Origin of the sequence: Lactobacillus kullabergensis (assembly GCF_000967195.1) — a bacterium.
Classification (GTDB): Bacteria; Bacillota; Bacilli; order Lactobacillales; family Lactobacillaceae; genus Lactobacillus; species Lactobacillus kullabergensis.
Genome location: NZ_KQ033871.1, coordinates 1,323,454 through 1,336,824, shown reverse-complemented (window position 1 = coordinate 1,336,824; position 13,371 = coordinate 1,323,454). Strand labels below are relative to the sequence as shown.

Genomic DNA, 13,371 nt, shown 5'->3' with positions numbered 1-13,371 from the left:
GATAGTAAGGAGAAAAGATAATGAAAATTCTTGTAACAGGTTTTGATCCATTTGGTGAAGATAAGATTAATCCTGCAATTGAAGCAGTTAAACGGCTGGATGATGAGATTGCTGGTGCAAAGATCGTTAAACTCGAAATACCAACAGTTTTTGGCGACTGTGCAGAAGTAGTTCATGAAGCTATTCTTAAGGAAAAACCAGATTATGTTTTAAATATCGGTCAAGCTGGTGGTCGTTATGCTTTGACTCCAGAAAGAGTAGCTATTAATTTTGATGATGGCCGTATTGCTGATAACAAAGGTTATCAACCAATTGCTAGTCCTATTCATGAAGATGGACAAAACGCATATTTTACACAACTTCCTGTTAAGGCCATGGCACGAGCAATTCGTGAAATTGGATTGCCAAGCTCTGTTTCAACAACTGCAGGAACTTTTGTCTGCAATCATATTATGTATCAAGTGCAGTATATGATTGATAAGGAATTTCATGATTTAAAAGCTGGATTTATGCATATTCCATATTTACCTGAGCAAGTTGTTGATAAACCTGAAACTCCATGTCTTAATTTAACAGATGATGTTAGAGGCATTACTGCTGCAATTACCGCTATTGTGAAAATGGATGGCAAAAAAGATTTACAAAGTATTGAAGGCCACATTGCTTAAATTTTTTAAAAAGAAAGCAATCACTGCGGCAAAAAAACATATTGTGAAAAGAGATCGTTTTACTTGCGGTCTTTTTTCTTTTAATAAGAACTTTAGCGTATAATAATAACAGTAATGCAGAAAAGAAGGGGAATAATGGCGCAAACAAACCTGACTCCGATGATGGAGCAATATCACGAAATTAAAAAGCAATATCCCGATGCTTTCCTTTTTTATCGGGTGGGCGATTTTTATGAATTATTTGAAGATGATGCAGTCAAAGGTGCTCAAATTTTAGAATTAACTTTGACTCACAGATCTAATAAAGCTGAAAACCCTGTTCCAATGGCAGGAGTTCCGCATGTAGCAGTCCAATCCTATGTAGATACTTTGGTTGAAAAAGGCTATAAGGTAGCCTTGTGTGAACAACTCGAAGATCCTAAAAAAGCTAAAGGAATGGTTAAACGGGGCATAATTCAACTTGTGACTCCCGGAACTTTAATGAATGACAAGCCCAGTGAAGCTAAAGAATCAAATTATCTTACATCGGTTGTAACTACCAAAAGTTGCTTTGGACTGGCATACAGTGACTTATCCACTGGTGAAATTTATGCTACACATTTAAAAAGCTTTGCTGCTGTTACAAATGAGTTGCTTTCGCTGCGAACACGCGAAGTTGTTTTTAATGGTCACTTAAGTGACAAGGATAGTGATTTTCTCCATAAAGCTAATATTACGGTGTCAGAGCCCGTAGAATTAACTGGCAAACATGCAGAGATTTCATTTGCTGAACAAAATTTAACTAATTCTGCCGAAAAAGCTGCTGTAAAACAACTTGTAGGTTATTTATTGCAGACGCAGCGCCGCAGTTTAGCCCACTTACAAGTAGCAAAAAGTTATGAAGTCAATCAATATTTACAAATGTCGCACACCGTACGGGATAACTTAGAGTTAACAGCGTCTGCGAAAACCGGCAAAAAAATGGGTTCCCTTTTTTGGGTTCTGGATAAAACTCATACTGCAATGGGTGGACGATTGTTAAAACAATGGCTGGCTCGGCCACTCTTATCTGTTGAGCAGCTAAATAAACGGCAAGAAATGGTGCAGGCCTTAATTGATGAATATTTTACGCGAGAAAATATTAACGATGCTCTAAAAGGGGTTTATGATCTGGAACGTTTAACTGGGCGCATTGCTTTTGGCAATGTCAATGCCCGCGAGTTATTGCAGTTGGCTCACTCTCTCAATGCCGTGCCAACGATTTTGACAGCAATCCAAAAAGCTGATAATAAAAATCTGCAAAATTTTGCCAGACAAATTGATCCGTTAAAAGGCATTGCTAAATTAATTACAGATACCATTGTTGATCAGCCTCCAGTTCTGACGACTGAAGGCGGATTAATCAAAGATGGTGTTGATAGTCAACTTGATCGCTACCGGGATGCCATGAATAATGGTAAAAAATGGCTGACTGAAATGGAGCAGGATGAACGGGCCAAAACTGGTATTGAGAATTTAAAAGTTGGTTACAACAAGGTTTTTGGCTATTATATTCAGGTTACAAACTCGAATAAGGGCAAAGTACCTCTTGATCGTTATACCCGTAAACAAACCCTGACTAATGCTGAGCGCTACATTACTCCAGAACTTAAAGAACATGAAAATCTGATTTTGGAAGCACAGACCAAATCGACGGATTTAGAATATGATTTGTTTGTGAAGTTAAGAGAAGAAGTTAAGAAATACATTCCAGCATTGCAAAAGTTGGCTGGACAAGTGGCAGAGCTTGATGTTTTCTGCTCTTTTGCTCAAGTAGCTGAAGATAATAATTACTGCAGACCACAATTTCATACTGATAATCAGGATGTTAAAGTTATCATGGGACGTCACCCTGTAGTTGAACAGGTGATGAAGGCAGGCTCTTTTATTCCTAACGATGTAAAATTAACAGAAAATACAGACATTTTTCTGATAACTGGTCCTAATATGTCCGGAAAAAGCACTTATATGAGGCAGATGGCACTTATTGCCGTGATGGCTCAAATTGGTTCGTTTGTGCCAGCAGATAGTGCAGATTTGCCTATTTTTGACCAAATTTTTACCAGAATTGGTGCAGCAGACGATTTAATTTCCGGACAAAGTACCTTTATGGTCGAAATGACCGAAGCTAACGATGCATTACAGCATGCGACTAAGAGGAGCCTGGTTTTATTTGATGAAATTGGTCGCGGAACAGCAACCTATGATGGCATGGCTCTAGCTGGTGCTATTGTGCAGTATCTGCACGATGAAGTTGGTGCTAAAGTGTTGTTTGCGACGCACTTCCACGAGCTAACAGCAATGGAACAGACACTGTCTCATTTAAAGAATATTCACGTTGGAGCAACCGAAGAAAACGGTAAATTAATTTTTCTTCATAAAATTTTACCTGGACCTGCTGATCAAAGTTATGGCATTCACGTTGCTCAACTTGCCGGATTACCGAGAAAAGTTTTACGAAAAGCTACCAAGTTGCTTAATAGGCTTGAAGCTCAAGGAAGTAATTTGAGCCCAGCTTCCACGCAGCTGGATTTGTTTAGTTCAGTTAGTGAAACAGAAGAATCTGAGCCTGTTGAAACACCATTAGATTCCAAGGATGAATTAACTGATAAAGAAAAAGATATCCTAGATGAAATTTCTAATCTTTATTTGGCAGATCAAACGCCGTTGCAAGTGATGCAACTAGTCGAAAACTGGCAGGAAGATTTAAAGGATGAGAACTAGTCATGGCAAAAATACATGAGCTTTCGGTTAATCTATCTAATCAGATCGCAGCTGGAGAAGTAATTGAGCGACCTGCTAGCGTGGTAAAAGAACTGGTCGAAAATGCAATTGACGCAGGTAGCAGCAGAATAAGAATTGAATTCACTGATGCCGGTTTAAAGCAAATTGTAGTTCAAGATAACGGCTCCGGAATTGATAGCGATCAGATTGATCTTGCTTTTACCAGGTATGCGACCAGTAAGATTGCAAATGAGCATGACTTATTTAATGTCAATACATTAGGTTTTAGAGGCGAAGCCTTAGCCTCAATTGCTGCAGTCAGTCACGTCGAAATTTTAACTAATTCTGCTAATGAAATAGGTACGCGCGCCGAGTTTGCGGGCGGAGTTAAGAAAACGCAGGAAAATGCTGCTGCCAGAAAAGGTACACAGATTACTGTTAAAGACTTATTTTATAACACACCGGCGCGATTAAAATATTTACGTAGTCCGAGAACTGAAATTATGAAAATCGTGGATATTGTTAATCGTATTGCGTTAGGTTATCCTGAAATTGCATTTACATTGATGAACGAAGGTCGAATATTATTAAGAACTGCTGGCAACAATAATTTACGGCAAACGGTTTCTAGCGTTTATGGCAGAAATATTGCGGAAAAAATGTTGTCTTTTAAAAGCAGTGATAATGATTTTGAGGTAAGTGGCTTAATTTCTAACCCTGAACTTACCAGATCTACGCGTAATTTTATTTCCATTTTACTTAATGGTCGGTACATTAGAAATTTTAAATTAGCTAGTGCAGTGATGGCTGGTTATGGTAATAACCTTGCTGCTAAACATTATCCGATAGCTGTGGTTAAGATAAAAACTGATCCACTTTTGGTAGATGTTAACGTGCACCCCACAAAAAGGGAGGTACGTTTATCCAAAGAAACTGAATTAAGTCGTTTAATAACAAATGCAATCAGCACTGTGCTCTTGAAGAATGAAACAAAATCTGATGCTATCAGCAATTTAAATAACGCTACAGAAGATACTTTAGTTGATCAGTTAAAATTTAATTTAAATAAAAACGTGGTTGAAACTAAAAGACCTGAAACTCAAACTGACCAAATTAATGAAACGGTACCTGAAAAAATCCAGCATATTCAACATACACAGTATGTAGATTTAGATACCCCGCGAGATGATGATCGTTATCTGATTACCGCAACTTGGACGGAGAACGTTAAAAAACAATGTCAGTTGACGCCTTTCACCAGTAAGCAGTCTAGTAGCGGAGTGATTTCTACCGGGGATGAATTACTGGCAAGTAGTTTACCCGAATTAAGTTTTGTAGGTCAAACTAAAATATATATTATTGCTGCAAGTAATGATGACTTATATTTAATTGATCAGGTTGCTGCCAGAAGACTGCTTTCTTTTAAAAAGATTATGCTCGAATTGTCTAGTTCTAAAATCAGCCAGCAAGGTTTATTGAGTCCTTTAATTTTAGAATTTGGCAATTTAGATTTTTTACAAATAAAAGATAAGTTGGCTGATATTCAAAAAATTGGTATTTTTTTAGAAGATTTTGGGCAAGATACCTTTATCTTAAGATCCTATCCTACCTGGCTGGGTACAGATGTCGAACATTCTGTGCGTACAATTTTAGACACGTTTTTAAACGTAGATGACAGCAATTTTCAAAATTTAATTAAAAGAATAGCAGCAGATCAAGCTCAAAGGGAAGTCCCTGGACGTAAAAGGCTGACATCTGCAGATTGTGGCGAAATTTTGACGAGTTTGAGACAAATTTCTGATCCGTATCATGATGCGAAGGGTAACTTGGTAATTGTGCGCCTAAGAAAAAGTGATTTGCACAAAATGTTTAAGAAAGATTAATAACAATGTATGAATATTTAAATGGTACTATTACTCTAATTAAGCCAGATTTTATAGTAGTTGACGTAAATGGAGTTGGCTACAAGGTCTTTAGTCCCTCACCATACGCATACCAAGAGGGACAAAAAGTGCGAGTTTTTATTGAACAAATCGTGCGAGATACTGGAGTAACCTTATATGGGTTTCAAACAGAAGATGATAAAGGACTGTTTTTAAAACTTTTAAGTGTTAGTGGTATCGGACCAAAGTCTGCCTTAGCAATTATGGCTGCTGAAGACAGTAATTCTCTAGCAGAAGCAATTGAACAGGGTGAGGTGAAATACTTAACTCGTTTTCCAGGTGTAGGCAAAAAAACGGCCTCACAAATTGTCCTTGATTTAAAAGGTAAATTAGGAGACTATGTCAAGAAGGCAAATAAAGAAGCTTTAGCGGAAGTAACACCAGAATTAAATGATGCTTTGTTAGCTTTACTGGCACTAGGTTATACTAAAAAAGAAGTAGACAGAATTACACCGGCTTTAATAGAAGAGGAAAAGACAACGGTAGATCAGTACATCAAAAAGGGATTGTCTCTTCTCTTAAAGAAGTAAATCTTGCTATAATAAAATTAATGTTTTAAAGGGAAGTGAGACAGTTGGCAGAAAATAAAAATGAGATAGTTTCTGGTGAAGTTCAGGGGTCAGAAGAAGAACAAGCCGAATTTTCACTGCGTCCCCAAACACTAGATGAATATTTGGGACAAAAACGGGTAAAAAAAGAGATGGCAGTTTATATAAAGGCTGCCAAAAAAAGAGACGAAGCACTGGATCACGTTCTATTATATGGTCCGCCTGGACTGGGAAAAACAACGTTAGCATTTGTAATAGCTAATGAGCTTGGTGTCCACCTAAAAAGTACCAGTGGACCTGCAATTGAAAAGGCTGGTGATTTAGTTGCCTTGCTAACTGATCTTAATCCTGGTGATATTTTATTTATTGATGAAATTCACCGTTTGGCCAAGCCAATTGAAGAAGTACTTTATTCCGCAATGGAAGACTATTATGTTGATATCGTGATTGGTGAAGGGCAGACTACTCACGCGGTTCATGTCCCCTTGCCACCTTTCACTTTAGTTGGCGCAACTACTTTAGCCGGTCAACTTTCTGCTCCTTTACGCGGACGATTTGGTATCGTGGAACACTTGCAGTACTATACTGTTGATGAACTGGAAAAAATTATTTGTCGTTCAAGCAAAGTTTTTAATATTGATATTGAACCTCAAGCAGCACACGAATTAGCACGCAGATCTAGGGGCACGCCCCGTGTGGCTAACAGGTTATTACGAAGAGTGCGTGATTTTGCTCAGGTCAAAGGAGAAGAAGTTATTTCTTTTGCGACTACCAAAAGCTCATTGCAACAATTGCAAGTTGACGATGAAGGGCTTAATCAGACTGATCGCAAAATTTTGCGTGTGATTATTGAAAATTATCGTGGTGGTCCGGTAGGAATCAGGACTTTAGCGGCAAATTCAGGAGAAGACGTTGAAACTATCCAGTCACTGTACGAACCATATTTAATGCAAAATGGCTTTTTATTAATGACTCCAAGAGGAAGAATGGTCACTGAGAAAGCTTACGTTCATTTAGGCCTGCCCTTGCCAAACAAATAATGCAATTGTTCGTTATTTTTTGTATAATTAATATTTAGACAATGAGTAATTTTAATTTGAGGAGTGTAACATTGAATAATTTATTTTTAGCTAATGCTAATAATGGAAGAGGAAGTTTGTGGACGATCATTATCTTTGTTGTTTTGATCGCTTTGATGTATTTTACTATGATCAAACCCCAAAAAAAGCAACAGCAAAAGAAAATGGAAATGATGAATCAATTGAAGAAAGGTGACAGCGTCATCATGATCGACGGCCTGCACGGTAAAATTGATTCTGTTAATACTAAAGACAAAACTGTGGTGCTTGATGCAGATGGCATTTATTTAACCTTTAGTAGAATGGCGGTACAGCAAATTCTGCCAGGCAATGCAACCAATGCTGAACCAGCTGCTACTTCTGAAAGTGCTGACAAAACTGAAGAAGCAGAGCAAAGTGAACCGACTACTGATCAAAAGCCGGATCAGCCTGCTGAAAAACCAGCTGAAGAAAAACCAGCTAGTTCATCTGCTGAAACACCGGACAAGTCAAAATAAAGTGGTTAAAAAGTGCCTTTAAGGCACTTTTTTGTTACCAAAATTAATAAACAAAAAATAGCAAATATTGCTCAAAGCGCGAGTTTACCGGCAAAATAGTATAAAATAAAGCTAGTGTAAAAAGATAACAGAAAGGATTTTTTCATGAATAATATTCCGGTAATTATGATTATCTTTGGTGGTAGTGGAGATTTAGCACATAGGAAGCTATACCCAGCACTGTTTAATTTATTTGAACAAGGTTTAATTCACGATAATTTTGCTGTAATTGGCACGGCTCGTCGTCCCTGGTCACATGAATATTTGCGCGACCAAGTGAGTGACGCTGTGCACGAAACACATAATGAAGTGGATGAAAATGATTTAGCTACGTTTGCCAGTCATTTTTACTATCAGTCTCATGATGTGACAAATGTGGAACACTATGAAACCTTGAAAAATTTGGCGCAAGATCTTGACGATCGATATAGTGCACAGGGAAATCGTATTTTCTACATGGCGATGGCTCCTAAATTCTTTGGTACTATTGCTGAACACATTAATGATCAACATTTAACCAGCTCAGGTTTTAACCGCATTGTTGTTGAAAAGCCTTTTGGGCGTGATCTAGCTACAGCAGAAGAGTTAAACAAGCAAATAACTGCTTCTTTTGCTGAAGATGATATCTTTCGGATTGATCATTATTTAGGCAAGGAAATGATTCAGAACATTTTACCAATGAGGCTTACTAATCCATTGATTAAAAATATTTGGAATAATCATAATATTAAAAACGTTCAGGTCACTTTGGCAGAACAACTGGGAGTTGAGGCTCGAGGTGGCTATTACGAAACAGCAGGAGCTTTGCGCGATATGGTACAGAACCATATTTTTCAGATAATTACGTTGCTCGCAATGCCGGAACCTAAAGATCTAACTTCGCAAAGTATCCACAAAGCAAAGCAAGAACTTCTTGATAGTATGGTAATTCCCACAGAAGATGAAATTGAGCGGCATTTTGTGAGGGGGCAATATCTTGGAAGCGATGTTACCTTTGGCTATCGTCAAGAGCCTAATGTTGCTGAGGATTCTCATACGGAAACCTATGTAGCAGGTGAAGTAAAGTTTAAAAAGGGGCCACTGGCAGATTTACCAATTTATTTTAGAACTGGTAAAGAAATGAGAGAAAAGAAAAATAGGATTGACATTGTTTTAAAGCATATGTCGAATCAGTATGGCATGGCTCATTCAAATAATATTTCAATCATTATAGATCCGCAGATGCAGATTTTTATTACTATTAACGGTAAAAAAATCAATGAATCTGGCATTAGACGAGAGAATTTGAGTTACGGACTTTCAAGTGATGAGCAAAAACAGGTGCCAGATGGTTATGAACGTTTGCTGCATGATGTTTTTGTAAATGATTCAACTAATTTTACTCACTGGAGTGAACTAAAAAACTATTGGAAATTTATTGACCATGTTGAAGAAGCTTGGCAAAAAGAAAACGAACAGGGTCAAGAACCTGAACAATATTTGCCATACAGAATGGGTCCTAAATCAGCTGCTAAAATTTTTGAGTCACCGACAGAGCGTTGGATTTATGAGTAATTTTGACGATGGCCTTTTGCCTAAAAATGATACACATAGAAAAATTATTCATCTTGATATGGATGCTTTTTATGCATCTGTAGAAACACGCGATAATCCTGAATTAAAAAATAAAGCACTGGTAATTGGTCAAGATCCTAGAAATTATCACGGTCACGGTGTGGTTGCTACAGCCAACTATATTGCCCGTCAATATGGCGTTCATTCGGCTATGCCATCGATTAAGGCCCTAAGACTTATACCCAAAAATAAACTAGTATTTATGAGTCCCGATTTTAAGAAATATCATAGTGTTTCTGCAGAAATTCATCAGTTGATGCATGAAATTACTGATAACGTTCAATCTATTGCACTTGACGAAGCTTATTTGGATGTAACTGAAAACAAATTAGGAGTAACTTCTGCTTTGCAGATTGCAATTAATTTGCAGAAACAAATAAAAAAAGAAATTGGCCTGAACTGTTCCTTTGGTGTCACCTATAACAAATTTTTGGCCAAAATGGGTTCTGAATATTCGAAGCCTTTTGGTCGCACTATTATTTTGCCCGAAGAAGCGCAGCAATTTTTAGCAAAACAAAAAATTGCTCAGTTTCATGGTATCGGTCCAAAAACTCAAGCAAAATTAACAGAAATGGGTGTATTTACAGGACGTGGCTTGCAAAAAATGCATGTTCGTGATTTAATAAAACATTTCAACCGTATGGGTTATTTAATGGCAGAGCACGCAAATGGTATTGATTTATCCCGGGTAATTCCCGACGACGAGCGTAATCGCAAATCTATTGGTATTGAACGATCCTATGAACCCAGCGTTTACAGTGAGCAAACCGCACTGACAAATTTGCGTAATTACGTTAATGATCTGGCCGATAAGCTAATTGAACGTAATTTTTATGCTAATACGGTTGTCTTAAAAATTCGCAACAGTGATTTTAAGACTGTTACTAAAAGGCGTAAACTTGATCATGCTACTAATAATCCATTAGAGTTATACAATGTTGCTAAAGAACTTTTTGATCCTATTTCCAGTTCATTTTTAAATGATGGAATAAGACTTTTGGGTGTGACTGCTACAGATTTTACAGAAGCAGACTATGAAAATATGGATTTAGATTTGTTTACTCAATAAAAAGTTGTTATTAGGCTGGAATTTATATAAGTAACAAAGGAGTTTAGATATGAATGCTTTTACCGAAATATATCAAAAAATCACACAATATGACACCATTATTTTACATAGACACACTAGTCCAGACCCAGACGCTTTAGGTTCTCAGGCAGGACTTGCACGTTCTTTAAAGCTGCAGTTTCCCAATAAGCGTATCTTATGCGCGGGTGAAAATGATGAAGGCGATCTAGCATGGATCAATCATATGGATCAAGTGACTGAACAGGATTATGAAGGAGCTCTTGTAATCACAACAGACACCGGAAATACAGCCCGTATTTCTAATAAACTATATAGCAAAGGTGATTTCTTAATTAAAATTGATCATCATCCCGATGTTGAACCATATGCTGATATGAGTTTTGTTGATGATCAGGCTCCTGCTGCTTCACAAATTGTAGCAGACTTTATTATTACTGAAAAAATGCCACTTACTGCAGAAGTTGCCTATCCACTTTATGCTGGAATAGTGGGTGATACCGGTAGATTTATGTATCCTGAAACAACAGATCATACTTTTAAAATTGCGGCTAAATTGGCAGCGACCGGAATTAATATTAATGAAATTGCGCGTAATATCAGTGATGTTACCTTCGAACAGGCAAAATTACAGGCCGAAGTTTTGGAGTATATGAAAGTCGATGCTAGTGGTGCAGCCTATGCAATTTTAACTCAAGATACTTTGCATAAATTGGGTGTAGATTCAGAACAAGCTTCATGTACTGTTTCTACTCCCGGTCGAATTAAGGATATCATTGCCTGGAATGTTTTTGTTGAAAAACCAGATGGTACATTCAGAGTCCATTATCGTTCAAAGGGACCAGTAATTAACGAATTAGCAGCAAAACATGATGGAGGCGGTCACGCTTTAGCAAGTGGAGCTAACGCAAAAGACATGGCGGAAGTGAAACAAATTTTCGCAGAACTAGTTCAGGTAACCAAGGAATATCAAGAGGAACATGAATAATATTTTTGAAAATGAACAGATAAATCCAGCAATTAGACAGGGGTTAAAAAAGATTAATTTTGTTAGACCCACTGAAGTGCAGGAAAAAGTGATCCCTGTTTTAATGGCACGCAAAAATGCTGTAGTGCAAGCAGTTACCGGTTCAGGTAAAACTCACGCCTTTTTGATTCCTGTTATGAATGAAATTGACGAGAATCTTCAATTTCCTCAGGCAATCTTGACTACGCCTAGTCGTGAACTTGCCCAGCAATTGTATCAAGTAGCCCGTCAGTTAAGGGATGCTTCCAATCTAAACCTGTCTATTGCGTTATTAGCAGGTGGTACCGATCGTGAGCGGCAAATTGAAAGTATTAGCAGACATAAACCGCAAATTATCATTGCTACTCCCGGTAGACTACATGATTTTGTTGAAAAAAAGATTTTGCCACTAGATTATGTCAAAAACTTTGTCATTGATGAGGCTGATATGACTCTGGACATGGGATTTTTAAGTGAAATCGATTTTATTGCACAAAGATTGCCCCAAAACTGTGTTTTGACTGCTTTTTCAGCCACAATTCCGGTTAAGTTGGCTAACTTTTTACGTAAATACATGGCAAAGCCAGAAACCATTATCATAGATAATCCTACTGTTATCTCGCCAACGGTCAAAAACGACTTGCTTGATATTGGCTCAAAAAGTCGCAAAAAAATACTTTATCAATTATTAACAATGGGTCAGCCGTATTTAGCACTAATTTTTGCTAACACAAAGCAAACTGTTGATGAACTAGCAGATTTTCTCATTAATCAAGGCTTAAAAGTGGCCAAAATTCATGGTGGAATTACTGAGCGCGAACGTAAAAGAACAATGCGTGAAGTAGAAGCCGGACAATACCAGTATGTAGTGGCAACTGATTTAGCTGCACGCGGCATTGATATTGAAGGTGTCAGCTTAGTTATTAATTATGAAATTCCCCGTGAATTAGAATTTGTGATTCATCGTATTGGTAGAACCGGCCGAAATGGGATGAGCGGTCATGCCATCACGTTAATTCGTGAAGAAGAAATGAATCAAATTCTTAAGCTGGAAAAAATGGGAATTCATTTTGATTTTGTCGAAATTAAAGATAGTTCTCTGGTACCGCGAACGCATTATCATAACCGCAAATTAAGACAATCAACTTCTCAAGGCCTTGATAATAAGGTAAGAGGGATGGTAAAAAAAGCGCAGAAAAAACGTAAACCTGGCTATAAGAAAAAGATTAAAAGAGCTATTAAGCAAGATAGAGCGCAAAAAAATAGAATTGAACAACGCAGTAAAATTCGAAAAGCTAAACGACAAAGAAAAAATAGGCGTGATAGTCAAGACTAACTTAAAATAAAAATTATATTTAAATTATTCCTAGAAAGCCAACACACGATTTCACTTAGATGTTGGCTTTTTATTTTGCATACAAATTAAAGAATCTTGTCGTTTTAAGTTCTTTTTAGCATTTTAAAAATAAAATCATTTTTTTCCAAGATAATATTGCTTGTCGTTACTATTATTGATATACTTATAGCATTATAAGTAGGAGCATTTAATATGAGTTTAACAAAGAATGAACAAGTTCTCGTGTTAGAGCTATCAAAATATAATGTCTATAAGTACACAGTCACTAAATTTTGTAAGCAATTGAATATTAACCGTGGAGTTTTTTATAGAAAATACCGTAATATTTGTGATTTGTTTACTTCAGTTTTAGCTTTACAAACTAGACGGGCATTACGAAGTATTGACGGTGAAACGATGGATCGCATGTTTTACAGGATGCTGTCGAAAATAAAAGAAAATAAGACTTTCTATATTAACCTCAATAGAATTGCGCAAAACCCACAAGAATTTTATCGTGTTTTACGAAAAGAATATGCTATAGCCATAGAGAAGTATATGCGACCTAGAGGATCATTTTCGGTTCGTAAAGTAGAATTAGTAGCAAACGGAATTTATGCTATTGTTTACAATTGGGTTGTAGATGAGTGTCAACTTGATATAAGGGACGTATACCAAAGTATCCATTTATTATTGGTTCATATTGAGCAATCTATAAAAAAATCTGAGTGAACTTAAATTTTTTGTAAAAAAGACTTGCAAAAGATAAAAATAATTGCTAGTATTAATAACTGTCGTCGGGCAATGAGCCG

11 protein-coding genes are annotated in these 13,371 nt (G+C 37.0%); all 11 read left to right on the top strand.

The genetic code is table 11. The features are described 5' to 3' along the window. Positions 1-20: 20 nt before the first annotated feature. The 11 genes from pcp (at position 21) to JF76_RS06725 (ending at position 13,291) form a co-directional block, all read left to right on the top strand. Positions 21-668: a pyroglutamyl-peptidase I gene (gene pcp / locus JF76_RS06775; protein ID WP_045928373.1), complete on the top strand. Its 648-nt coding sequence runs from the start codon at positions 21-23 to the stop codon at positions 666-668. A gap of 159 nt (positions 669-827) precedes the next feature. After that, complete coding sequence (gene mutS / locus JF76_RS06770; RefSeq protein WP_156962794.1) at positions 828-3,410, top strand: DNA mismatch repair protein MutS; 2,583 nt, start codon at positions 828-830, stop codon at positions 3,408-3,410. A gap of 2 nt (positions 3,411-3,412) precedes the next feature. Continuing rightward, positions 3,413-5,293, top strand: a complete 1,881-nt coding sequence (gene mutL, locus JF76_RS06765) for a DNA mismatch repair endonuclease MutL (protein ID WP_045928371.1) — start codon at positions 3,413-3,415, stop codon at positions 5,291-5,293. A gap of 5 nt (positions 5,294-5,298) precedes the next feature. Then, positions 5,299-5,883: a Holliday junction branch migration protein RuvA gene (gene ruvA / locus JF76_RS06760; RefSeq protein ID WP_045928370.1), complete on the top strand. Its 585-nt coding sequence runs from the start codon at positions 5,299-5,301 to the stop codon at positions 5,881-5,883. Between the two features lie 44 nt (positions 5,884-5,927). Then, positions 5,928-6,941: a Holliday junction branch migration DNA helicase RuvB gene (ruvB, locus tag JF76_RS06755; protein WP_045928369.1), complete on the top strand. Its 1,014-nt coding sequence runs from the start codon at positions 5,928-5,930 to the stop codon at positions 6,939-6,941. A gap of 71 nt (positions 6,942-7,012) precedes the next feature. After that, positions 7,013-7,477, top strand: a complete 465-nt coding sequence (yajC, locus tag JF76_RS06750; RefSeq protein WP_045928368.1) for a preprotein translocase subunit YajC — start codon at positions 7,013-7,015, stop codon at positions 7,475-7,477. A 144-nt stretch (positions 7,478-7,621) separates the two neighbouring features. Beyond that, positions 7,622-9,070: a glucose-6-phosphate dehydrogenase gene (gene zwf, locus JF76_RS06745; RefSeq protein ID WP_045928367.1), complete on the top strand. Its 1,449-nt coding sequence runs from the start codon at positions 7,622-7,624 to the stop codon at positions 9,068-9,070. Then, positions 9,063-10,199: a DNA polymerase IV gene (gene dinB, locus JF76_RS06740; RefSeq protein ID WP_156962765.1), complete on the top strand. Its 1,137-nt coding sequence runs from the start codon at positions 9,063-9,065 to the stop codon at positions 10,197-10,199. The genes zwf and dinB overlap by 8 nt, the downstream gene beginning before the upstream one ends. A gap of 49 nt (positions 10,200-10,248) precedes the next feature. Further along, entirely contained in the window at positions 10,249-11,205 is a 957-nt protein-coding gene (locus JF76_RS06735) for a DHH family phosphoesterase (RefSeq protein ID WP_045928365.1), read from the top strand. Next, positions 11,198-12,559, top strand: coding sequence for a DEAD/DEAH box helicase (locus JF76_RS06730; protein ID WP_045928364.1), 1,362 nt, complete (start codon positions 11,198-11,200; stop codon positions 12,557-12,559). The genes JF76_RS06735 and JF76_RS06730 overlap by 8 nt, the downstream gene beginning before the upstream one ends. A 213-nt stretch (positions 12,560-12,772) precedes the next feature. Continuing rightward, positions 12,773-13,291 carry a TetR/AcrR family transcriptional regulator gene (locus JF76_RS06725; protein WP_045928363.1) on the top strand — a complete coding sequence of 173 codons (519 nt, stop codon included), beginning with the start codon at positions 12,773-12,775 and terminating at the stop codon, positions 13,289-13,291. The last annotated feature ends 80 nt before the right edge of the window (positions 13,292-13,371 follow it).